This window comes from Bradyrhizobium sp. CCGUVB23 (genome assembly GCF_024199885.1).
GTDB lineage: Bacteria > Pseudomonadota > Alphaproteobacteria > Rhizobiales > Xanthobacteraceae > Bradyrhizobium.
Map to the genome: position 1 here is coordinate 5,342,198 of NZ_JANADQ010000001.1, position 21,042 is coordinate 5,363,239.

Here is a 21,042-nt window from a genome sequence, read left to right on the forward strand (position 1 = left end):
TCGCTCTTGTTACTTCTTCTGTCCGGGCCGCTCGCCGATGGCGGGCACAGCGCCGTAGCTGCGCGTCTCGCCGACGATGATCGGCGCCGGTGCGGGATAGCTGACGCGGCCGTTCGGCGTATCGACCTCGATGCGGCGCAGATGCGGATGGGTCGCCAGGTCAGCCATGGTGTTGACCTCGGCGAAAGCGATGTCGGCATCCGACAGCCGCTTCAACAGCTCGTCACGGGTCATCTTCGCGAAGCTGTGTGCGACCGTCTTGTCGGTAAAATCGCGATTGCGCACGCGCTCGACCATGTTGGCGACGCGCGGATCGGCGGGTAGGCTCGGCTGGTCCAGCACCTCCGCGCACAGCGTCTTCCACTCACGCTCGCTCTGGATCGAGATCAAAATGTCCTTGCCGTCTTTTGAGGTGAACACGCCGTAGGGTGCGATCGAGGGATGGCGCAGGCCCATGCGCTTGGGCGGATTGCCGGCTTCCGCATTGAGCAGCGGGACGGTGCACCAGTCCGCCATCACGTCGAACATGGAGATGCGGATGTCGGCGCCCTTGCCGGTGCGCCCGCGCGCGATCAGCGCCTCCAGGATCGCCGCATGGGCGGTGGCGCCGGTCGCGACGTCGACGATCGACATGCCGACGCGCGAGGCGCCGTCGGGATTTCCGGTGATCGAGGCAAGGCCACTCTCGGCCTGGATCAGCAGGTCGTAGGCCTTGCGATGCGCGTAGGGGCCCTCGTCGCCGTAGCCGGTGATGGTGCAGGAGATCAGCTTCGGATAGTCGCGCAGCAATCGCTCGCGCGAAAAGCCGAGCTTGTTCATCGAGCCGGGCTTGAGGTTCTGGATCAGCACGTCGGCGCTCGCGATCAGCTTTTCGAGCTCGGTGCGGCCTTCCTTGGTTGCAAGATCGACCACCGCCGATTGCTTGCCGCGGTTGAGCCAGACGAAGTAGCTGCTCTGCCCTTTGGCCGCCGCGTCATAGCCGCGGGCGAAATCGCCCTCGGGACGCTCGATCTTGATCACCTCGGCGCCGGCGTCTGCAAGCCGCGACGAGCAGAACGGCGCTGCGACGGCCTGCTCGACCGCAATCACCCTGATCCCGTCAAGTGCTCCCATGGCAAGACCTCAGTAAGAGCGGGGCATGCCGAGCACATGCTCGGCGATGAAGGACAGCACGAGGTTGGTCGAGATCGGCGCGACCTGATAGAGCCGCGTCTCGCGGAATTTTCGCTCGACGTCGTACTCCTCGGCGAAGCCGAAGCCGCCATGGGTCTGGATGCAGGCGTTCGCCGCTTCCCAGGACGCATCCGCCGCCAGCATTTTCGCCATGTTGGCCTCCGCGCCGCAGTCGAGCCCGGCCTCGTATTTGCGCGTCGCCTCCTTCACCATCAATTCAGCCGCGCGCATCGAGGCGTAGGCTTTTGCGATCGGGAACTGGATGCCCTGGTTCTGGCCGATCGGCCGGCCGAACACCGCGCGCTCCTTGGCGTAGTTCGACGCCTTCGCAATGAACCACTTGGCGTCACCGACGCATTCGGCGGCAATCAGGATGCGCTCGGCATTCATGCCGGAGAGGATATAGCGAAAGCCTTTGCCTTCCTCGCCGATCAGGTTTTCCGCCGGCACCTTCATGTCCGTAAAGAACACTTCGGTGGTGGCGTGGTTCATCATGGTGCGGATCGGGCGGATCTCGAGGCCCTTGCCCCTGGCCTCGCGCATGTCGACGATGAAGACCGAGAGGCCGTCAGTGCGCTTCTTGGCCTTCTCCTTCGGCGTGGTGCGCGCGAGCAGGATCATCAGGTCGGAATGCTCGGCGCGGCTGGTCCAGATCTTCTGGCCGTTGACGACGTAGTGGTCGCCCTCGCGACGCGCGAAGGTCTTGAGCGAGGAGGTATCGGTGCCGCTGGTCGGTTCGGTGACGCCGAAGGCCTGCAGGCGCAATTCGCCAGTCGCGACCTTGGGCAGATACTTCGCTTTCTGCCCGTCACTGCCGTGCCGAAGCACCGTGCCCATGGTGTACATCTGGGCGTGGCAGCCGCCGCCGTTGCAGCCGGCGCGCTGGATCTCCTCGAGGATCGCGGCCGCCGCCGACAGCTTCAGCCCTGCGCCGCCATATTCCTCGGGGATCAGCACCGAGAGGTAGCCTGCCTCGGTGAGCGCATCGACGAAGGTTTTTGGATAGGCCATCTCGCGATCGAGCTTGCGCCAGTATTCGCCGGGAAACTGCGCGCAGAGTTTTGCGACGGCTTCGCGGATATCGGCGTGATCGTCGTTATGTTGTTCTTGTTGGGTCATGGCGTTTCCCGTTGGGTTCGTTCGAGAGGATAACGCAGGACGATCCTCCGGCGTTGTCTGGACAACGCCAACCCCCTATGCTCATTTGCTATAGCGTATGGAGTAGCATTCAAAGATTGGCAAGCATGGATTTCCGTCAGCTCAGGACCTTCAGTTGCGTCGCCGAGCTCGGTAGCCTCTCCAAGGCGAGCGATACGCTGCGGGTCGCGCAGCCGGCGCTGAGCCGGCAGATCAAGCTTCTGGAACACGAGCTGCGCACTGAACTGTTCACGCGCAACGGCCGCGGCATGGTGCTGACCGAGGCCGGCCGCCTGCTGCTCGCGCGCACCTCCGGCATCGTCCGCCAGATCGACCAGATCCGCGACGACATCCAGTCGGCGCAGGGCCCGCTCTCGGGCCACGTCGTGCTCGGCCTGGTTCCTACCGTGAGCTGCGTGCTGTCGGCGCGCTTCGCCCGCCGCTGCGTCGAGACCTATCCGGGCATCACGCTGCGCATCGTCGAAAGCTACAGCGGCCATCTCGTCGAATGGCTGCATCGCGGCGAGATGGATCTTGCGATCCTCTACGGCCGCTCGGCCGATCTGCACCTCACCGTGCAGAGCCTGGGTCGCGACAACATCGTCGCGGTCGGCCCGCGCGGCTGCGGACTCGCCCGCAAGAAGAGCGTCGAGATCGGCTGGCTGCTCAGGCAGCGGTTGGTGCTGCCCAGTCATTCGCACGGGCTCCGGGCGCTGATCGAGCACGCGGCCGCCCAGCGCAAGATCAAGCTCAACGTCCAGCTCGAGGCGGATTCGTTTCGCGTGCTCACGAGCCTCGTGGAGGAGGGCCTCGGCTTCGCCCTGCTACCGCCTTCGTCGGTGCACGGCGAGGTCGCAGACGGGCGGCTGGAAACCGCCGTCGTCTCGAAGCCGATGACGCGCGAGCTCATTGTTGCCTCTCCGATCGACCGCCCCGTCTCGACGGCGACCGTTGCCGTCACCGCACTCCTGCGCGAGGAAGTGGCCGCCTGCCGTAAGGACTGCGTCTGGGACATCAAATTGAGCTGACCGTCCTCGCTCTCCGCAGGCGCGGAGCGCACCGATCGCTCCGTCCGAAACCTCATGGGGATTTAGAACGGAAGCGCCCGGTCCTCACTTCGCATCTTGTGCGACCTGTCATGCCGGAATTTTATAGCCGGGCTGCCGCCACTGATCTCGCAATGCAAGTTGGACGAGGCGCCGGGGCATCTTCTCCGTCATTGCGAGGAGCGAAGCGACGAAGCAATCCAGACTGTTTCCGCGGATGCATTCTGGATTGCTTCGCTTTGCTCGCAATGACGCTGTGGTTACAGCGGGAACCCTCTCTCACCCCGGAATCCTTACCGGCAGCGTCTCATACCCCTTGATGAAGCTCGAATAGATCCGCCGGGGCTCGCCGACCACCTCGATGCGGTCGAAGCGTTTGAGCATCTCCTCCCAGACGATCCTGAGCTGAAGCTCCGCAAGCCGCATGCCGACGCAGCGGTGGATGCCGAAGCCGAAGGACAGATGTGTGCGCGGCCGCGGCCGGTCGATGATGAAGTCGTTCGGCTTCTCGAACGTCTCCTCGTCGCGATTGCCGGAGACGTACCACATCACGACGCGGTCACCCTTCCTGATTTCCTTGCCGCCGATCTCGGTGTCCTGCAGCGCCGTGCGCCGCATATGCGCAAGCGGAGTCTGCCAGCGGATCACCTCCGGCACCATGGAATCGATCAGCGCCGGATTGGCGCGGAGCTTGTCGTACTGCTCGGGGTTCTCGTTCAGCGCCAGCACCGAGCCGGTCATGGTGTTGCGCGTGGTGTCGTTGCCGCCGACGATGAGCAGGATGATGTTGCCCATGAGGTTGTCGGGGTCCATGTAGCGCGTGGCGTCGTTATGGGCCATCAGCGACAACAGGTCGTTGCGCGGCGCGGAATTGACGCGCTCGTTCCACAGCTTGGACATGTAGGCGTAGCACTCGTCCATCTCCTTCCGCCGCTCTTCGGCGGATGCGACGATGCCGCTCTTGGGCAGTGCCGTGGAGACGTCCGACCAGCGTGTCAGCTTGCGCCGCTCCTCCCAGGGGAAGTCGAACAGGGTGGCCAGCATCTGCGTCGTCAGCTCGATCGAGACGCGCTCGACGAAATTGAAGGTCTCGTTGCGCGGCAAATTGTCCAGCACGGTCTGCGAGCGCTGGCGGATCAACTTCGCCAGCTCGTCCAGATGCGTCGGCGTGAACATCGGCGACACCGTCTTGCGCTGCGCCGAGTGCTGCGGCTGGTCCATCGCGATGAAGCTCGGCCAGTCGTAACCGGCCGGCACGTCGCGGATCGAGATGCCGCCGAGCGTCGAGTCGGAGGAGAAGATGCCGTGATTGGTGTCGACATGCATGATGTCGTTGTATTTGACGACCGACCAGTACGGCTCGATCGGCGCGTTAGTGCAGTAGTGCACCGGCTCTTCCTTGCGCAGCCGCTCGAACCACGGCCACAGCGTGTCGTCCTGGAACAGCCGCGGCGCGCCCGGATGGTAATCCTTCAATGGGGTCGCATAGGCCTCCTCGCGCGCCCTGCGCATGCGTTCGGCCTTATCGGTCCTGACCGGAGTTTGGATGTTCATGGTTGGTGGCTCCAGTTTTCGCGAATCACGCCGCAATCCTGACCGGGAGCGTCTCGTAACCCTTCACGAAACTCGAATACACCCGCTTGGGTTCACCGACCACGTCGATATGATCGAAGCGCTTCAAAATCTCTTCCCAGATGATCTTCAACTGCAGCTCGGCAAGCCTGAGGCCCACGCAGCGGTGGATGCCGAAGCCGAAGGAGAGATGCGTGCGCGGCCGGGCGCGGTCAATGATGAATTCGTAGGGCCGTTCGATCGCCTCCTCGTCGCGGTTACCAGAGACGTACCACATCACGACCTTGTCACCCTTCTTGATTTGCTTGCCGCGAAACTCGAAATCGGCGAGCGCCGTGCGGCGCATATGGGCGAGCGGCGTCTGCCAGCGGATCACCTCAGGCACGAAGCTGTCGAGCAGCGCGGGGTTTTCGCGCAGCTTCCGGTACTGCTCAGGATGCTGGCTGAGCGCGTAGATCGAGCCGGACATGGTGTTGCGGGTGGTGTCGTTGCCGCCGACGATCAGCAGGATCAGGTTGCCCAAGAAGTTCTTGGCGTCCATGTCACGCGTTGCCGCGCCATGCGCCAGCATCGAGAGCAGATCGCTCCTCGGCGGCTGCGCGATGCGCTCCTTCCACAGCCGCGAAAAGTAGGTCGCGCATTCCATCAGCTCGGCCTGCCGCTGGTCCTCGGTGGTGACGAGGCCGCCGGAGCCGGGAATGGTGGTCGCGACATCCGACCAGCGCGTCAGCTTGCGGCGGTCTTCCCAGGGGAAATCGAACAGCACCGCGAGCATCTGCGTGGTGAGCTCGATCGAGACGCGGTCGACCCAGTCGAATTCCTCACCTTTAGGCAGGTTGTCCAGGCACTCGGCCGAGCGATTGCGGATGTTGAGCGCGAGCTCGTCCAGATGCGTCGGCGTGAACATCGGCGCCACCGTCTTGCGCTGGGCAGCATGACGCGGCGGGTCCATGGCAATGAAGCTCTCGCGGCGCAAATCGGGATCGATGTCGCGGATGGTGATGCCGCCGAGGGACGAAGCCGAGGAGAACACCGAATGGTTGGTCTCGATCTCCATGATGTCGTTGTACCTCGTCACCGACCAGTACGGGCCGAACATCGAGTCCTTGCAATAATGCACCGGGTCTTCGCGGCGCAGGCGATCGAAATAGGGCCAGAACGCATCGGTCCTGAACAGTTCGGGATGGCCGGGGTCGAACTGCTCGAGCGGCAGCGATGCGGCGCGCTCATGCAAGTCCTCGCGCGTGCCCTCGATGGTCCCATGCATGACCTACTCTCCCTTGCAGCCGCGCGCGTTTTTGTTGAATTCTGCGCTGCGGCATTTGTCCCGCAATTACAACCCGTTGCGTGCGTCGGGGCAAGGGCGAGTTTTGCCACATCCGGATTTGTGAGCGCGCAGACTGCCTGCGCGTGAGCGTGATCTGGAGCACGTTAACGGATCGGGAAGTATCGGAGAAACCAACCGAAACCGCGCGAAAATCGAACCGCCCCTTCTTGGGGACCGACTAATCTCTGCCCTATATCGTGTCGGGTCCGCACACCCAGGATTGATCGCCGTGAATCAGATGACCGCCTTTCCGCCGCCCGTGCCGCCGCCGTTGCCGCCGGCGCAGATCGACTTCACCGGTCACCGCGGCGAGTTTCGTCGGATGGTCACCAGGGGTGCGGGGCTCGAGCTCGTCACCTTCGGCTTCTACCGCTTCTGGCTCGTCACCGACATCCGCCGGCATCTCTGGTCGAACACCTCGGTCGACGGCGATGCCGCCGAATATACCGGGCGGGCTAAGGAGCTCCTGATCGGCTTCCTGTTTGCGCTCGCGATCCTGGTGCCGATCTATCTCGCCTATTTTCTCGTCGGCATCGAGTTCGAGCGCTGGCAGGGTTTTGCCTCGACGCCGCTGTTCATCACCTTTTACGCCTTCAGCCAGTTGGCGATTTTCCGCGCGCGGCGTTATCGCCTGACCCGCACGGTGTGGCGCGGCGTGCGTTTCTGGATGGACGGCTCGGGCTGGGCCTATTCGCTCCGCGCCATGCTCTGGGGCCTGCTCGTGTACTTGACGCTCGGGCTTGCCTTGCCGTGGCGCGAAGCCTCGCTCGAGCGCTACAAGATGCGGCATTCCCACTATGGTGACCTCTCCGGCGATTTCGAAGGGACCGGCTGGGAGTTTTTCAAGCGCGGCTGGTGGCTGTGGCTGTTGACCCCGTTCGCGATTGCCATCCCGCTGCTTGCGCCTTTCGTCTATGCAGAGTTCAAGGCGCGTGAATGGCGCTGGTGGCTGGCGGGCATCCGCATCGGTGGCGTGAGCCTCTCCTCGAAACTGCCGCACGACGCGTTCTACGGCCTGTATTGGAAGGTGGTCGGCTGGTCTCTGCTGTTGATCGCGCTGTTCGGATCCTGGGCCGCCGGATGCACCGCGCTGCTCATGAGGGTCACCGGCCTGGAGATCGATCAGCTGCTCGGACCGACCGCAGGCACGAGCGTTCCACTGCTGGCGCCGATGGCGGTCGGCTATCTTGCCGCGGCCCTTGCATTCAACGTCGTGATCCGCGTCTATCTCCAGCGGGACCTCTGGGTGAAAGTGCTTGAGACGACGCATGTGCACGGCATCGAGGCGGCTGCGAACGTCAAGGCCAGTGGCGAACTCGCCAGCGCGCTGGGCGAGGGCTTTGCCGACGGGCTCGACGTTGCGGGCTTCTAGGTCGTGAGCGAATTGTCCGAACAGGTCGAAATTGCGCAGGACGCCGGCACGCCGGCCGTTTATTTCGACGGCGTCTCGAGCCGGCGCCGCAAGGTCACGCTCGGCTTCGAAGACCAGCTCGAGATCCGCGAAGACGGCGAAACGCCGACGCGCTGGGCCTATGCCGAGATCCGCCGCGCCGACAGTCCGCCCGGCGTCTTGCGCCTGTCCTGCATCTCCGCGCCGCCTCTGGCACGGCTCGAGCTGCGCGAGACGCCGCTTGCGCGCGAGATCGCCGCGCGCTGCCCGCGGCTCGACGAGCACCAGGCGGGCCGCAGCGGCGTCGCAAAGATCGTCGGCTGGTCGGTGGCCGCGGCGGTCTCGATTCTCGCGGTCATCCACTTCGGCGTGCCGCTCGCGGCCGACCGGCTTGCGCCGCTCGTGCCGGAGCCGCTGGAGCGGCGGATCGGCGATGCCGCCGAGGTGCAGGTCAAGGCCGCTTTCGGTGGCCGCGTGTGCGACAACCCGGCGGGGCAGGCGGCGTTCACAAAGCTCATGAAGCGGCTGCGTGACGCAGCCGGCCTCGATGACACCGTGAAGTCGGCGGTGCTGCCGACCACGTTGCCCAACGCGTTCGCGCTGCCCGGCGGCAAGGTCTATCTGCTGAACGGGCTGCTCAACAAGGCCGAGAATGTCGACGAGATCGCCGGCGTGCTCGCGCACGAGCTCGGCCATCTCAGGCACCACGACAACATGCGCGGTATTATCTACAACGGCGGCACCTCGTTCCTGATCGGGCTCTTGTTCGGTGACGTCACCGGCTCAAGCGCCGTGATTTTCGCCTCGCGCAGCGTGGTCGAAGCCTCCTATTCGCGCGAGGCCGAGACAGCCGCCGACACGTTTGCAATCGACCTGATGCACGCGCTCGGCCGCTCGCCAAAACCCGCGGCCGAATTGATGTTCCGCATCACCGGCAAGGAAGGCGGAAGCGGCTTTACGATTCTCGCCAGCCACCCCCTGACCGAAGACCGCCTCGCTCGCATGACGAAGGAGGACCGCCCCGCCAGCGGCCAGCCGCTGCTGACGACGGAAGAGTGGGTGGCGCTGAAGGGGATTTGTGGCGGGGCCGGGAAGGTCTGAGCGCCGACGTCGCTACCGCCCTGCGTGCAAGAAACTCCCGACACAATTCCGTCGTCGTTCGCTGATCAGCTCCGCCGCGCAAATGAAGGGGGCTGCCGTGGGACTCAAGACGTCTATCGCTTGTGCCTTGATCCTCAGTGGTCTGGCCTCTCCCGCGGGCGCCGCGGGCATCCAGCTTCTCGATTCAGATCCGGCCCTCCAGGGCGCCATCTGGTACCCTTGCGCGCGCGAGCCGAAGGTCGTGGCGCTCGGCAATCTCACGGTGCCGGGTGAATTCGGCCTGATGGGCGCGAAGGATTGCCCTGTCGCGGGGACCAGGCTGCCGCTGGTCATCTTCTCCCACGGGCGCGGCGCGTGGTTCGGCGCACATCATGACACGGCGGAGGCGCTGGCCGATGCGGGCTTCATCGTCGCCGCCATCAATCATCCCGGCGACAATGCCAACGACTCCTCGCGGCGCGACAAGATGTCCGTCTGGGCGTCGCGTCCGGTCGATATGATCCACCTCGTCGATTTCATGCTGCACGACTGGAAAGACAGGGCGGTCATCGATCCCGCGCGGGTCGGCCTTTTCGGCTTTTCGCTCGGCGCCTACACCGGCCTCGTGCTGGTCGGCGGCAACGCGGACCTCCGCAGGATGACCATCGTCTGCAAGGAGGATGACAGGACCGAGAATTGCGAGCGCGCGCGCAGCGGCGATGTGCCGCCGAGCCCGCCCCACGATCCGCGCATCAAGGTTGCCGTGCTCGCCGATATCGCATCGACATGGGCTTTCGACCGTGCAGCTCTGAGCGGCATCCAGATTCCGCTACAGATTTGGCGCTCGGAACTCGGCGGCTACGGCGTCGTGGCGAAGTTCACCGCGCTCATCACCAGCCAGCTTCCCGGCTCGCCCGAAGTCCACGTCGTGCCGGCCGGCCACTACGCCTTCCTCACTCCCTGCTCGGCGGAGCTCGCAGCCGCCGTCCCGCGCATCTGCACCGACAATCCGGTGGATTTCGACAGGACTGGCTTTCACCGCGAGTTCAACTCCAGCGTCGCGCGGTTTTTCCGCGAGCATCTCGTCGGCGAGAGCGAAGCGCGGTAGCGCTACTCTTCCATGTAGGCCGATCATCGCGGCCTAATAGCCGCGGTCTTGCCGTCGCGAACCACGTATCGGCAGTCCCTGCCAATACGGATTCTCCAGGCACATGGCCGCAAGTCCCGAGGCCGTCGCCCGGCATTGATCCATCGAGATATAGCTGCAGTCGATGATGGTCATGCCACGCTGATGCCATGACTGCAGGCAGACCGGGTAGCGCGGGTCGTAGCGTTGCGCCGCAGCTGGTGCGACCGTCAGCATCGTCGCGCCCGCCAGGATCAGCAATTGAAGCATGCGCATGGCGTGGTTTCTTTCAGACGTAGGACGGGTAGAGCGAAGCGAAACCCATCATCAAGTCCGACATCGGGCATTGTAGCAGATGTCGTACATCGCTGCACTCAAGCGAAGACGTCTCGTCGCGGATCTGCGGGCTGGCGGAAATGAAGGTTGCGCGGGTTTATTCGAAAGGAAGCACCGAGTATCGGGATTGGCTGAAGCGCATGTGACGCTTGGGCGACACCGCGGTGAGATCGCGTGAAACGACGCAGCCGTGCGTTCGCGGGCGATCCGTCGCAAGACCAGCGTTGAACCTCTGGCCTCGATCGCCAGCCTCATTGAGATGGATGCCACGAAGGGAGAGTTCCATGGCCGCTCAAGACCCGTTTGCAGGTTTCAAGGCGATCCAGAAGGAAGCCTGGTCGCTGTTCACGCCAATGGAGACGTTCACCACACCGACCGCCGCGAAGCTCGTTGGCTTTGCCGGCGTCGAGGCCGGCCAGAGGCTGCTCGATGTCGGCTGCGGAACCGGTGTGGTCGCAATTACCGCGGCGCGCAGAGGCGCGAAGGTGCGGGGGCTTGACCTCTCTCCCGTCCTGCTCGAGCGAGCCCGCGAGCATGCCGGGCTCATTCAGCTCGACATCGATTTCACCGAGGGCGATGCCGAAAACCTGCCCTATGGCGACGGCGAGTTCGACGTGGTGCTGAGCCAGTTCGGCCACATGTTCGCGCCGCGTCCCGAAATTGCGATCGGCGAGATGCTGCGAGTCCTGAAGCCCGGCGGAACGATCGCCTTCTCGACCTGGCCGCCGCATCTCTACGTCGGGCGGATGTTCGCGCTGGTCGCGCGCCACGTGCCGCCGCCCGAGGGCGCTGCCTCGCCGGTATTGTGGGGCGATCCCAAGGTCGTCGCGGAGCGCCTCGCCGGCAAGGTCAAGGGTCTCGCCTTCGAGATGGACATGATGATGCCGGCCGCGCTCAGCCCGCAGCATTTCCGTCGCACGATGGAGGCAACGATCGGGCCTCTGATCAAGCTGCTCCAGCAATACAAGGACGCGCCCGACAAGCTGCGCGGCTTCCGCAGCGAGTTCGAAGGATTGATCGGGGAGTATTTTGATCCAGCGAACAACGTCATGCGGCAGCAGTTCTTGATGACGAAGGCGCAGAAGGCTTGAAATCTCGGCTATCAGCTAATTGCAGCCACAATCGCAGGTGCGATCCCTTCTCCCCTTGCGGGAGAAGGGGGCGCGCTTTGGAGCGCAATCGCGCTCAGTCCGCCAGATTATTCACCTGCTTCACCCAGGCCCGCACGTCGGCGAGCACCTCGGGTAGAACGCTGCGGACCTCCAGCACCGTCATGCCTGCCTTGATGCGGGGGTCATAGAGCAGATTGAGGATATACTGATCATAGACGTCGAAATAGCCCATCGACACATTGTCGTTGAACATGGTCCAGGGCACGCTCGCGGTGTCGTTGATCGGCCCGAGCGATTGCAGCACCTCCTCATAGGCGCAGTCGAGGAAGACGAAGTCGCCATTGTCGACCGTCAGGATGACGTCGGAATGCTCGATCTCGAACTTCTCGTTCTTGCGGAAGCCGGAGAGACATTGCGGATCGAGCGAGGAACGGATCTCGCGCGCCTTCTCCGCACCATAGAACGTCGAGATGGTGCGATAGAGGTCGCGGTCGCGCACCAGCTTGACGCGGACATTGGCGGCTTCAGCATCGTCGGTCATGGCGATGTCGAGATGCTGCACACGCCTCGCGATATCGGCGATGACCTTGGCGAGCTGCGCCTTGCGGTCGGCGCGGCCGTCGCTCTCGGCGAACACGCGCACCGGCGCGTCGAATTTGCGGATGCGGTCGACGCGGCCGGCGAGGTGATATTCGGCGCCGAACGCCGTCTTCAAGAAGCCGTCGAGGATCTCCCCGTCGGTGAAGCTCTTCTTCTCGCTGCGCTGGCGCGATGCGACCGCCGGCAACTCGCCCCCCGCGCCTGCGTTCGCGCCGACGTCGGCGCAGCCGAGCATGGCGAGAGCCAGCAGGCAGGCGCGCGAGAGATGTGAAAGCGGGCGCGATGCGATCATTGTCAGCCGACGCTGCCGGAATACGGCCGCGCGCACAAGACCACCTTCGAGGGAGCCCATCGGGTTCCCTCGGCCGTGCGTGACCCTAGTTGTTCAGGACGACGACGGTGGTGCCGACCGAGACGCGGCTATAGAGGTCGGTCACGTCGTCGTTGGTCATGCGGAAGCAGCCGGAGGAGACCGCCTGTCCGATCGTCTCCGGCTCGTTGGAGCCGTGGATGCGGTAGAGCGTCGATCCCAGATACATCGCGCGGGCGCCGAGCGGGTTCTCGATACCGCCACGCATATGGCGCGGCAGGTCCGGCCGGCGGGCGATCATCTGCGCCGGCGGCGTCCACTCTGGCCACTCCTTCTTGGCGGAGATGCGATGCACGCCGCCCCAGCGGAAGCCGTCGCGGCCGACGCCGATACCGTAGCGCAGCGCCTGGCCGTTCGACAACACGAGGTAGAGCCGCCGCTCGCCGGTGTTTATCACGATGGTGCCGGGGGCGTAGTTGGTGGGATACATGACGGTGCTGCGGGGGATCGGGCTCGCCCCGCCACCGAGATAGCCGGTGGAGCTGGTGCCGGTGAAGTCGAACATCCCCGCCGCAGACGCGCTGCTAGCGCCGATGGTCAGGACCGCGATGGCGGCGATCGGTGCGGCAAAAAACCGGTTCATTCGTTCCCCCAGCAAAAAATCGATTCAATGGACGACCACAGGCCATATTTGCCGGCGTTTCGCAAGCCACGCTGGCGTGAGCAAGCGCAATCCTTAACGATTGCCAAACGCGGAAACCTCGCAGGACGGCAAAGACGCATTAGCCAAGATGCCTCGTCGTCGCGCGGCAGGGCAGCAATGTCTGCTATTGCTTTGACGAAGACGGCGAACAATGGTTGATCGATAACGGATCCGAAAAGAGGCCGCGGGAGCGAAAACGATGAACGGTGCGGAAAGCCTGGTACGGACGCTGGTCAAGGGCGGGGTCGACATCTGCTTCACCAATCCCGGGACGTCGGAGATGCATTTCGTCGCGGCGCTCGACCGCGTTCCCGGCATGCGCTGCGTGCTCGGCCTGTTCGAGGGCGTGGTGACGGGCGCGGCCGACGGCTACTACCGCATGAAGGGCCTGCCTGCCTCGACGCTGCTGCACCTCGGCCCCGGCCTCGCCAACGGCCTTGCCAACTTGCACAACGCCAAGAAGGCGCATTCCGGCATCGTCAATATCGTCGGCCAGCATGCCGGCTACCACATCGGCTACAACGCGCCGCTCACCTCCGACATCGAGGGCCTGGCGCGGCCGATGTCGTCCTGGGTGCGGACCTCGCCGGATGCCAAGTCGGTCGCCGCCGACGGCGCCGCGGCGATCGCTGCCGCCAAGAGCGCGCCAGGGCAGATCGCAACCCTGATCTTGCCCGCCGACACCGCCTGGAACGAGGCCGATGGCATCGCCGAGGTGCCGGCCGAGAAGCAGCGCCCGTCCTATTCGCCGCAGGCGGTCGACACCGCCGCCAAGATCCTCCGCAATGACGGCAGCCGCACGCTGATGCTGATGGTCGGCAGCGCGCTGTCCGAGCAGGGGCTGGCGCTGGCGCAGCGCATCGCCGGGAAGACCGGATGCCAGGTGATGGGCCCGACCTTCCGCCCGCGCATGGCGCGCGGCCGCGGCCGCTTCTCGATCGACCGCATTCCCTATGTGATCGACCAGGCGCTGCCCCTGCTGAAGGATTTCCGCCACATCATCCTGGTCGAGGCCAACGATCCCGTCGCCTTCTTCGCCTATCCGAACAAGCCGAGCCTCTTGAAGCCCGAGGGCTGCGAGGTTCATCGCATGACCGAGTGGGGCGAGAACTCAGTCGCTGCGCTCGAGGCACTCGCCGGCGCGTTGCATGCCACCTCTCACGACGTCAAGCCGCAGCAGCTCCAGGAGCTGGTCAAGCCGACCGGCGCGCTCAATTTCACCACCATCGCGCAGGCAATTGCGTACGCGATCCCGGAGAATGCGATCCTGGTCGACGAATCCCTGACCACCGGGCGCGGCTTCTTCCCGCCGACGGCGGCGGCGGCACCACACGACTGGATCCAGAACATGGGCGGCTCGATCGGCTTCTCGACGCCGCTCTCGATCGGTGCTGCGATCGCCTGTCCTGATCGCAAGGTCATGTGCATGGTCGGCGACGGCAGCGCGATGTACACGATCCAGTCGCTGTGGACGCAGGCGCGCGAAGGACTGAACATCGTCACCATCGTGTTCGCCAATCGCATCTACCAGATCCTGCGTGGTGAGTTCGACGGCGTCGGCGCCGGCGAGCCTGGCCAGCGCGCGAACGACATGCTCAGGCTCGATCGCCCGACCCTCGATTTCGTGGCGCTGGCGAAGGGCATGGGCGTGCCGGGCCGCGCCGTCACCAACGCCGACGAGTTCAACAAGGCGCTTGCGGAAGCCGTCGCCGAGCCGGGGCCGCGGCTGATCGAAGTCGTGATGTGAGGTAAGCTCCGATTGCTTCGACTGTGCCATACATACTCTCCCCTCATTTTGAGGAGCCCGCGATGAGCGGGCGTCTCGAAGGATGGCCGCGGGCGAGATCCGGGCCTTCATGGTTCTCCCGGCGATGCGCAGCATCGACCGGAGACGCGCGTTCCGCGCCCCTCACCATGAGGGTCTTGTAACGCGGCAGGACTAGAGCGCCTGGGGGCGGGGAGCACGATGCAGACCGAGCTGAACAAGATGATCGCGGCGCTGCGGGATCTCTACACGCACGAAGACTTCCTGTTCGCGAAGGATGTCGGCGAGCGCGCGATCACCCACCGCTTCGCCGTCTATCTGGAGAAGCAGTTCTCCGGCTGGTCGGTCGATTGCAACTACGATCGCCTCGGCGAGCGCACGCTGCACCTGCCGCGCGGCTCGATCATCTCGACCGACGATCATTTGGGAAAATCGATCTATCCTGATGTCGTCGTGCATCAGCGCGAGATCCCGAACAATTTGATCGCCGTTGAAATCCGCAACGCGAGCAATCACACCGCGATCGAGCACGACCAGCAGAAGCTGAAGGCGCTCACCGATCCCGATATCTGGTTCGCCTACCAGATCGGCGTGCTGCTCGTGCTTGCGAGGACGAACGTAACGACCGTGGAAATCTATGTCGGTGGCGTGCTCGACAAGATGCAGACCGCCTGGTTCACGGAACGGCTGAAGGAGACCGGGCCCGGTATGCCGCAATAGAGCATGATCCGGAAAAGTGTGGAGCGGTTTTCCCTCGCGACATCAGCGGAACGCGTTTGCGCGGAGATCATGCTCGAGAACAACAACCTAAAGCGCGATGACGCTTCATCCTAATCTCATCGCGCTTTAGGCGGTACGGCAATGCCTGCTGTGTGAGGCTGGCCACAGTGCGCGGCCCTTTCGGCCTATGCTCGGCGACTTGCGCACGCCCATCGCGCGGGATTAGCCTTCATCATTCGGATCAGGAACTTTGGAGGTTCGATGCAAAAGTCATATTTGCTCGCCGCGAGTGCCGCATTCGCGCTCATGTTGCAGATGCCGATCGCGCTGGCTCAGAGTACCGACGGCACCACCATGCCGCCTGCGGCAACCGCACCGCCGCCTCAAGCCACGACCGCTGCGCCTGCCGGAACCACGACAGCGCCGGCCGCGACGACCGAGACCACCGCGCCGGCGACAACGACGCCCCCGGCTGCCGCGACCGCCACGACGCCGTCAACGGATTCGAAGAAGACCACCGAGAAGAAGCCGGCCAAGAAGAAGCAGATGACGCGGCAGCAGGAGATAGATCATTCGATCAACACCGGCACGGTTCCCTCGCGCTACCGCAGCTCGGTGCCGAAGGAGTATCAGCAATACATTCCGTTTGATAAGAAGTAGCGCATGTTCGCGGGCGGCGCGACGCGACGGCGTTGCGTTGCCTCTCAACATCGACGAGGTCCTGGATTGAGCGTTGCCTTTACCAAAGAAGAGAGTGCCGAAACCGCGTCCGAGACATTGTTGCCGGATCGCCCGATTTCGCCGCATCCCAACCTGGTGACTCGATCGGGATTGCAGGCTTTGGAGTTGCAGCTTCGGCAGGCGCGCGAGGCCTATGAGGCCGCGCAGCGCATCGAAGACGTCAACGAAAAGCGCCGGCAGTCGGCGGTCCCCTTGCGCGACGTCCGCTACCTCGCCGAAAGGCTCCGCACGGCCCAACTGGTCCCCAATCCGGCGTCGAGCGAGACCGTCGCCTTTGGCAGCACGGTGACGTTCAGCCGAGCCGACGGCCGCGTGCAGACCTATCGCATCGTCGGGGAGGATGAAGCGGATCCGAAGGCCGGGTCGATCTCGTTCGTGGCTCCGGTCGCGAAATCGCTGATCGGGAAGGCGGTGGGAGACGTCGTCGGGGCGGGCAATCAGGAGATCGAGATTCTGTCGATCGCGTAGGTGCGCGTGGAAGCGTTCCACAGGCTCAGGCTCGGCGCGCATGTTTGCGAAAGCGCGAGCATGCGCAAGGGCGTTCAGTTGTGTTCGGGCCTCAACCTCCAGCCGTATTCCTGATGTGGAATCGTTGCAGTTATGTCGGCATCCCTGCTGGCCGAAAGGCGCCAAGCTGCCACCCCGAAGCACAAAGTCAGGGTGAGTGCGATGGCAAGCAGAAGCATCGAGACGAAATGGCCCACGCGTACGCACCCCGCTATTTGAAACTGCGAGGAGAGAGCGAGCACGGGTCACCGATTCGGAAAATGCAGACAGGCTGACCCAGTACAGATTTTCCCCAGCAGTCACGAGGGCGAGCGCAACCGGGCGCCGGTAAGGCTAGTTATCGGTATTGACTGACCGCTCCGAAGACGGCTCCCTTCGACGCGGAAAGAGCATACCGAGAGTCCCGATGATCACCAGAAACATGCCGGCGATCATCAGCCAATGAGGAAGCTGAAGCTGCAGCGCTTTGTCGAGCATCCTGAGGCCTCACTGAAATTGTTAGCTGGGGCCGACGGCGCTTATGAGACCGATTAAGATATGGTCTAGCGCGACGACAGTCCACAGGGTGGGCGAGGTGGAGGACAGGCCCGCGACAAAGATCCAGATACCGCCTCCCAAGAGGAGGGCCGAGATGGCGTAAGCGGCCGCTCTGTCCATTGGTCGACCCCCAAGGCACACAGGATCGATTGCGCCTGTAGTGACGCGCGGCGGACCAGAACGTTCCTACGGTCAGTGTGATTGGTTGGCCGCTCCCGGCCGACGGTCGGTGCCGTTCCAGCGTCGGGAATCGAACAGTCAGGCGTCCGTGGTTAGGCTAGCCTTAGGAGATACTTTCGTGATTCGGAGAATACGACCTTGGCAATGGGCAAAGTAAAGTGGTTCAACGCGACCAAAGGCTATGGTTTCATTCAGCCTGATGACGGCGGCTCAGACGTCTTCGTCCACATCAGTGCCGTCGAGCAAGCCGGCTATACGGGCCTGGCCGAGGGCGCGCGGATCAGCTACGAGCTGAGGGCTGGGCGCTCGGGCAAAATGTCTGCGGAAAGTCTGCGGATTGGGTGACGGCGCGCCGGGGGGCAGAGGTGCGAGCGATCAGGCGGCGACGTCGAACGACGCAATGAGGGCGCGCATATCATTTGCGAGGCCGCGATAGTGCTCGCGCATCCGCAGGTATAACTCGCGGTTGCCTCCATGCGCACGTTTGGCAATCAACTCGCATTCGTCAGCAAGGCTTTCAAAGCGTTCCAGCTTGGCTTGGAAACCAGTCATTGGCAGGCCCCGAACTCATTACTAAAAAAGGGATGAGGACCGTAATCGCTTGATTAGGTCAGAGCAAACATTGTTATCTCATATAAGCAATATTCGGTTTCTCGCATCACCTTCTATGCGCCGCTGGCCGCCCCCCTCTCCGGGCAAGGAGAGAAAGAGACCGGCCGGGCCGGGTTCTGAACCGCCGCGGTCCAGTGGCTGCTATTTGGTGCGCCTGACGCGGGTAGGCGCGCGTTCGGTTGCTGGTCTCTTTGCGCTCGAGACCTTCCTCTTTGCCGCAGCCCGACGCGCAGCCGCCAACGCTGACCGCGCCCATTGGACAAGTTCGTCAGGGTCGTCGAACAGCCGATCCGGCGCACGCCAGAATGCGAGGTCTATGAGAGTCCCCTTCTTGCTGTAGTTCAACGGCGGATAGGATTTGGCTTCGGCGAACGTCGCACGGTTCTCGTAATCTATCCGGAGATACAGCGTATTCTCCGTGACCATACCGAGCATCGCGTCATCACAGAATACGCCGGTCTTGCCGAACATGCGTCGCGTTGTGATCCGGCCCAGCGGGGCCAGTTGCTCACGCAAAAAGTCGGCATACTCTTGGCTCGCGACCATGCCGATATCTTAGAAGTCTCCGTTTGCACCTTCAAGCGCATGCCGCTTCGCCGCTGTCGTCGATAGCAGTGTCTTGCCGTCGCCGCTAGCGGGCTGCGGCGTAGGCGTAGTTCTCATCATCGCCGGCCACAGCGCGCCGTCTCGTTGTGTTGCCAGGGTTGGGGTCGTGGGTTCGAATCCATCGCTCGCCCGAAAACGTTCTCGCTGGCAGCCTTGCTGCTGTTCGAACCCGAGAAGGGCGACTTGCGACCAAGCTTGGGTGATATGGCTCTTGCCGACAGGCAATCGGTGTATCGCAAGGCCAATTGCACGAATACAAGGGAGAAATTCAATGCGTAGACTAAGGATCCGTGGCCTGAAGTGGTCGGCGCTTGCACTCACGCTCGCGCTTAGCTGCCTTGGGGTACGTATCGCGGCGGCGGAATCGTTGGAAGATCGGCGGATGCACGCTTCACGCGAAGCTGAGCTGGGGCATGCCGCTGAACTCACGGACCGCGCCTGTGGCACACATTTGAAGACCGGCTTCGACTGGAGCGGCTTCGACTCCGCGCAGGTCGCCAGCCAGAACGTCGTCTCGTGGTGTACCGCGGCCCTGGCTGCGATGGAGGATATCTGTTCGGATTCTCTCGGCAAGGAAGCATTGAGCGCAAAGGTCAAGACGCTGACCTGCGGTGGCGCGGCCACCCCATCGGTGACCCTGGACGGCGAAGGAACAGTGAAGTTCAACTTCAGTCTCACGCCGAATCAAAACAAGCTGCTGGTTCGCGACTACCTCAACAAGAATCTTTGATGGCGGCATCGAGAGCATGATCCGGCCCCGAAGGGCCGCGTTACGCAAACCGTGCAGCGGTTTTCCCTCGCGACATCAGCGGATCGCTGTTTGCGCGGAGATCATGCTCGAACAACAATCCAAGGCGCGATGACGATTCATCCCGATCTCATCGCGCTTTGGAAGATTTGGTCACAAGTTCGAGAAAGCTCACTCTACCGGTTCAGCCATCCGCCTGAGGCGTCCGTTCCCAGTCCGAACGCGGCAAGGCTGCTCAGGATCAAGTGATGTGCGAGTTATCCAGATCAAACGTCGGTGTATGATTTTGTTGCCTCAGTTTGCTCGAGGTCCGGCGCCCTGACGGAATGGGACATCCTTCAAGTCATCCTCTTTCTTCGGTCCAACATCTTCGCGAGCAGCGATGACGAGGTGGTCGAGACCGAGGCTGATCGCTTTCTCGGCATCAGCGCGTTCACTGTCCCGCTTTGCCTTATTCAACATCCCGAATGCACCTTGGATTTCGTCCATCGCGGCAATAGTGGCTGGACTGCCATAAACCCGCAGCCGATTGGCAGCCCGTACAAGTGGGATCGTAAACTCACGCACGATCGCATCACGATATTTGGGGTCGTCGCTTCGCCAGCCGTAATCCGTCAGCAGGTCAATGGTCGTTTGATAATTCTCCAGCCGTTCGCCGCGCCGTTTCAGCTGAAGTTCCTCTTTCTTTTGGGCTATCTCACTGTTCGTCACGTGAATAGTCGTAAAACTTGTGAGCCCGGAAACAATGAGGGCGACCACACTTGAAATCGCGACGGTTGAAAGCGCATTGGAATCCGACATGACATAAACCTCCGTTTACCGCATGACGTGGATCACCCCGCCGGAAAGAACGTCTCCGCCGACTGCCGCTTCAATTCGACACGCTCCAAGGTAGCGCAAGCCATACAGAGCACCCTGTGAACTGGTTCACGGTTCGTGCGACAAGCTGGCGATTGCGCGGAGATCAGCTCAAACAATAACCCAAAGCGCGATGACGATTCATCCTGATCTCATGCGCCTTAAGAGCGCTTTTGACCTGGAGTGGGCACTACCAGAGCGCGCGAGGTGGATCAGCCTCAGTAAGTCCATCTCTCCCGTGAGCGAACGCCTTGCGCAAGGCGCACTCAATTTGAATCCGCATGTAATCCGCTCGGTGTTCCTCGGGGGCGGCAAGTCCCATGCGGATAATTCGGCCAGCTTCAAACGTTATCCACTCTGAGAAATCCTTACCTTCTACCTCGACAGACCGACCTCAAGCTTCATCGGTGTGCTCGCGTTGTGTGCGGTTCGTTCGGTGGCTTTTCGGCCCTCGCAGACTGTGTCGGTCGGCTGCCTGGTTTCCGCTTGCGAGGGCAAATCGGACGTTTGCATCCCTCAGCAGGAGGGAGCCCTCAGCGATCCTCGACATCTAGGATAAATGGTGGGCGCACAAGGGATCGAACCTTGGACCTCTCCCGTGTGAACCACAATCCGTAGATCCAAGCAGGCCCCACGTAGCCATAGTTCTGTCGAAATAATTCGTTTTATTACAGTGTCTTATGGCGGTTTGAGCCTCAGTGAGCCATAAGCGGCCATACTGCATTTTGTGTGCCCCTGTTGTGCCCCCTCAGATTTTTCCCTTGGGGCACAAAAATGCGGGAGGGTCCGAGCTACGGTCTCTCGGTCCTTCCTTTTTGGGGCACACAGTGAAGCTCGGTGGGCCGGTTCTGATAGG

General features: G+C 62.9%; 22 protein-coding genes. 11 read left to right on the forward strand and 11 right to left on the reverse strand.

Features of this window, described 5'->3' with window-relative positions; translation table 11 throughout:
- Positions 1–9 precede the first annotated feature (9 nt).
- A complete protein-coding gene (locus NLN62_RS24770; RefSeq protein WP_254110550.1) occupies positions 10–1,113 on the reverse strand; it encodes a CaiB/BaiF CoA-transferase family protein in 1,104 nt (367 codons plus the stop codon).
- A gap of 9 nt (positions 1,114–1,122) precedes the next feature.
- On the reverse strand, positions 1,123–2,292 hold the full coding sequence (locus NLN62_RS24775; protein WP_254110551.1) for an acyl-CoA dehydrogenase family protein: 1,170 nt from the start codon (positions 2,290–2,292) through the stop codon (positions 1,123–1,125).
- 125 nt (positions 2,293–2,417) lie between these two features.
- On the opposite strand from NLN62_RS24775, the gene NLN62_RS24780 reads away from it, so the two are divergent.
- On the forward strand, positions 2,418–3,338 hold the full coding sequence (locus NLN62_RS24780; protein WP_254110552.1) for a LysR substrate-binding domain-containing protein: 921 nt from the start codon (positions 2,418–2,420) through the stop codon (positions 3,336–3,338).
- 297 nt (positions 3,339–3,635) lie between these two features.
- Here the strand turns inward: NLN62_RS24780 and NLN62_RS24785 are convergent, their stop codons facing one another.
- Together NLN62_RS24785 and NLN62_RS24790 are read right to left on the reverse strand one after the other, a co-directional pair.
- On the reverse strand, positions 3,636–4,910 hold the full coding sequence (locus NLN62_RS24785; protein WP_254110553.1) for a cytochrome P450: 1,275 nt from the start codon (positions 4,908–4,910) through the stop codon (positions 3,636–3,638).
- Between the two features lie 25 nt (positions 4,911–4,935).
- Positions 4,936–6,195, reverse strand: a complete 1,260-nt coding sequence (locus NLN62_RS24790) for a cytochrome P450 (protein ID WP_254110554.1) — start codon at positions 6,193–6,195, stop codon at positions 4,936–4,938.
- A 298-nt stretch (positions 6,196–6,493) separates the two neighbouring features.
- On the opposite strand from NLN62_RS24790, the gene NLN62_RS24795 reads away from it, so the two are divergent.
- From NLN62_RS24795 to NLN62_RS24805, 3 genes are all read left to right on the forward strand, one after another.
- Positions 6,494–7,627 (forward strand): DUF898 family protein, encoded by a 1,134-nt coding sequence (locus NLN62_RS24795; RefSeq protein ID WP_254113662.1) that lies wholly within the window; start codon positions 6,494–6,496, stop codon positions 7,625–7,627.
- Positions 7,628–7,630: 3 nt separating this feature from the next.
- On the forward strand, positions 7,631–8,746 hold the full coding sequence (locus tag NLN62_RS24800; RefSeq protein WP_254110555.1) for a M48 family metallopeptidase: 1,116 nt from the start codon (positions 7,631–7,633) through the stop codon (positions 8,744–8,746).
- 97 nt (positions 8,747–8,843) lie between these two features.
- The gene (locus NLN62_RS24805) at positions 8,844–9,833 is read left to right on the forward strand and encodes a hydrolase (protein WP_254110556.1); all 990 of its coding nucleotides are present in this window, start codon (positions 8,844–8,846) and stop codon (positions 9,831–9,833) included.
- A gap of 33 nt (positions 9,834–9,866) precedes the next feature.
- Here NLN62_RS24805 and NLN62_RS24810 read toward each other — a convergent pair whose 3' ends face one another.
- Entirely contained in the window at positions 9,867–10,127 is a 261-nt protein-coding gene (locus NLN62_RS24810; protein ID WP_027528727.1) for a DUF3551 domain-containing protein, read from the reverse strand.
- Positions 10,128–10,471: 344 nt separating this feature from the next.
- On the opposite strand from NLN62_RS24810, the gene NLN62_RS24815 reads away from it, so the two are divergent.
- On the forward strand, positions 10,472–11,278 hold the full coding sequence (locus tag NLN62_RS24815) for a class I SAM-dependent methyltransferase (RefSeq protein WP_254110557.1): 807 nt from the start codon (positions 10,472–10,474) through the stop codon (positions 11,276–11,278).
- A 94-nt stretch (positions 11,279–11,372) separates the two neighbouring features.
- Here the strand turns inward: NLN62_RS24815 and NLN62_RS24820 are convergent, their stop codons facing one another.
- Both NLN62_RS24820 and NLN62_RS24825 read right to left on the reverse strand, forming a co-directional pair.
- Positions 11,373–12,191, reverse strand: a complete 819-nt coding sequence (locus NLN62_RS24820; protein WP_371933136.1) for a DUF2927 domain-containing protein — start codon at positions 12,189–12,191, stop codon at positions 11,373–11,375.
- An 85-nt stretch (positions 12,192–12,276) separates the two neighbouring features.
- The gene (locus NLN62_RS24825) at positions 12,277–12,774 is read right to left on the reverse strand and encodes a L,D-transpeptidase (protein ID WP_371260622.1); all 498 of its coding nucleotides are present in this window, start codon (positions 12,772–12,774) and stop codon (positions 12,277–12,279) included.
- Between the two features lie 337 nt (positions 12,775–13,111).
- Here NLN62_RS24825 and NLN62_RS24830 point away from each other — a divergent pair, with 337 nt between their 5' ends.
- The 4 genes from NLN62_RS24830 to greA all read left to right on the forward strand — a co-directional run bounded on the left by NLN62_RS24830 (position 13,112) and on the right by greA (position 16,606).
- Complete coding sequence (locus tag NLN62_RS24830) at positions 13,112–14,659, forward strand: acetolactate synthase large subunit (RefSeq protein ID WP_254110558.1); 1,548 nt, start codon at positions 13,112–13,114, stop codon at positions 14,657–14,659.
- Between the two features lie 219 nt (positions 14,660–14,878).
- Complete coding sequence (locus NLN62_RS24835) at positions 14,879–15,397, forward strand: hypothetical protein (RefSeq protein WP_027528721.1); 519 nt, start codon at positions 14,879–14,881, stop codon at positions 15,395–15,397.
- 261 nt (positions 15,398–15,658) lie between these two features.
- Complete coding sequence (locus NLN62_RS24840) at positions 15,659–16,057, forward strand: hypothetical protein (protein ID WP_027528720.1); 399 nt, start codon at positions 15,659–15,661, stop codon at positions 16,055–16,057.
- 66 nt (positions 16,058–16,123) lie between these two features.
- The gene (gene greA / locus NLN62_RS24845; protein WP_027528719.1) at positions 16,124–16,606 is read left to right on the forward strand and encodes a transcription elongation factor GreA; all 483 of its coding nucleotides are present in this window, start codon (positions 16,124–16,126) and stop codon (positions 16,604–16,606) included.
- A 372-nt stretch (positions 16,607–16,978) separates the two neighbouring features.
- On the opposite strand, the gene NLN62_RS24850 is transcribed toward greA, so the two are convergent.
- On the reverse strand, positions 16,979–17,122 hold the full coding sequence (locus NLN62_RS24850; protein ID WP_156945008.1) for a hypothetical protein: 144 nt from the start codon (positions 17,120–17,122) through the stop codon (positions 16,979–16,981).
- A 378-nt stretch (positions 17,123–17,500) separates the two neighbouring features.
- Between NLN62_RS24850 and NLN62_RS24855 the strand changes: the two genes are divergently transcribed.
- Positions 17,501–17,707 carry a cold-shock protein gene (locus tag NLN62_RS24855; protein WP_254110559.1) on the forward strand — a complete coding sequence of 69 codons (207 nt, stop codon included), beginning with the start codon at positions 17,501–17,503 and terminating at the stop codon, positions 17,705–17,707.
- A gap of 30 nt (positions 17,708–17,737) precedes the next feature.
- Here the strand turns inward: NLN62_RS24855 and NLN62_RS24860 are convergent, their stop codons facing one another.
- Both NLN62_RS24860 and NLN62_RS24865 read right to left on the reverse strand, forming a co-directional pair.
- Entirely contained in the window at positions 17,738–17,914 is a 177-nt protein-coding gene (locus NLN62_RS24860) for a hypothetical protein (protein WP_198032000.1), read from the reverse strand.
- 201 nt (positions 17,915–18,115) lie between these two features.
- Positions 18,116–18,520 carry a TfoX/Sxy family protein gene (locus tag NLN62_RS24865; RefSeq protein WP_254110560.1) on the reverse strand — a complete coding sequence of 135 codons (405 nt, stop codon included), beginning with the start codon at positions 18,518–18,520 and terminating at the stop codon, positions 18,116–18,118.
- A gap of 442 nt (positions 18,521–18,962) precedes the next feature.
- Between NLN62_RS24865 and NLN62_RS24870 the strand changes: the two genes are divergently transcribed.
- Complete coding sequence (locus NLN62_RS24870) at positions 18,963–19,310, forward strand: hypothetical protein (protein ID WP_254110561.1); 348 nt, start codon at positions 18,963–18,965, stop codon at positions 19,308–19,310.
- A gap of 312 nt (positions 19,311–19,622) precedes the next feature.
- Here the strand turns inward: NLN62_RS24870 and NLN62_RS24875 are convergent, their stop codons facing one another.
- Complete coding sequence (locus NLN62_RS24875; RefSeq protein ID WP_254110562.1) at positions 19,623–20,129, reverse strand: hypothetical protein; 507 nt, start codon at positions 20,127–20,129, stop codon at positions 19,623–19,625.
- Positions 20,130–21,042 lie beyond the last annotated feature (913 nt).

Bases quoted from the DNA above. Each gene is read 5' to 3' on its own strand.
- NLN62_RS24790 (WP_254110554.1), bottom strand. From the start codon at position 6,195: ATGCATGGGACCATCGAGGGCACGCGCGAGGACTTGCATGAGCGCGCC.
- NLN62_RS24860 (WP_198032000.1), bottom strand. From the start codon at position 17,914: ATGACTGGTTTCCAAGCCAAGCTGGAACGCTTTGAAAGCCTTGCTGAC.
- NLN62_RS24775 (WP_254110551.1), bottom strand. From the start codon at position 2,292: ATGACCCAACAAGAACAACATAACGACGATCACGCCGATATCCGCGAA.
- NLN62_RS24825 (WP_371260622.1), bottom strand. From the start codon at position 12,774: ATGTTCGACTTCACCGGCACCAGCTCCACCGGCTATCTCGGTGGCGGG.
- NLN62_RS24795 (WP_254113662.1), top strand. From the start codon at position 6,494: ATGACCGCCTTTCCGCCGCCCGTGCCGCCGCCGTTGCCGCCGGCGCAG.
- NLN62_RS24770 (WP_254110550.1), bottom strand. From the start codon at position 1,113: ATGGGAGCACTTGACGGGATCAGGGTGATTGCGGTCGAGCAGGCCGTC.
- NLN62_RS24850 (WP_156945008.1), bottom strand. From the start codon at position 17,122: ATGCTCGACAAAGCGCTGCAGCTTCAGCTTCCTCATTGGCTGATGATC.
- NLN62_RS24840 (WP_027528720.1), top strand. From the start codon at position 15,659: ATGCAAAAGTCATATTTGCTCGCCGCGAGTGCCGCATTCGCGCTCATG.
- NLN62_RS24870 (WP_254110561.1), top strand. From the start codon at position 18,963: ATGCACGCTTCACGCGAAGCTGAGCTGGGGCATGCCGCTGAACTCACG.
- NLN62_RS24815 (WP_254110557.1), top strand. From the start codon at position 10,472: ATGGCCGCTCAAGACCCGTTTGCAGGTTTCAAGGCGATCCAGAAGGAA.
- NLN62_RS24830 (WP_254110558.1), top strand. From the start codon at position 13,112: ATGAACGGTGCGGAAAGCCTGGTACGGACGCTGGTCAAGGGCGGGGTC.
- NLN62_RS24810 (WP_027528727.1), bottom strand. From the start codon at position 10,127: ATGCGCATGCTTCAATTGCTGATCCTGGCGGGCGCGACGATGCTGACG.
- NLN62_RS24875 (WP_254110562.1), bottom strand. From the start codon at position 20,129: ATGTCGGATTCCAATGCGCTTTCAACCGTCGCGATTTCAAGTGTGGTC.
- NLN62_RS24820 (WP_371933136.1), bottom strand. From the start codon at position 12,191: ATGATCGCATCGCGCCCGCTTTCACATCTCTCGCGCGCCTGCCTGCTG.
- NLN62_RS24785 (WP_254110553.1), bottom strand. From the start codon at position 4,910: ATGAACATCCAAACTCCGGTCAGGACCGATAAGGCCGAACGCATGCGC.
- NLN62_RS24780 (WP_254110552.1), top strand. From the start codon at position 2,418: ATGGATTTCCGTCAGCTCAGGACCTTCAGTTGCGTCGCCGAGCTCGGT.
- NLN62_RS24835 (WP_027528721.1), top strand. From the start codon at position 14,879: ATGCAGACCGAGCTGAACAAGATGATCGCGGCGCTGCGGGATCTCTAC.
- NLN62_RS24865 (WP_254110560.1), bottom strand. From the start codon at position 18,520: ATGGTCGCGAGCCAAGAGTATGCCGACTTTTTGCGTGAGCAACTGGCC.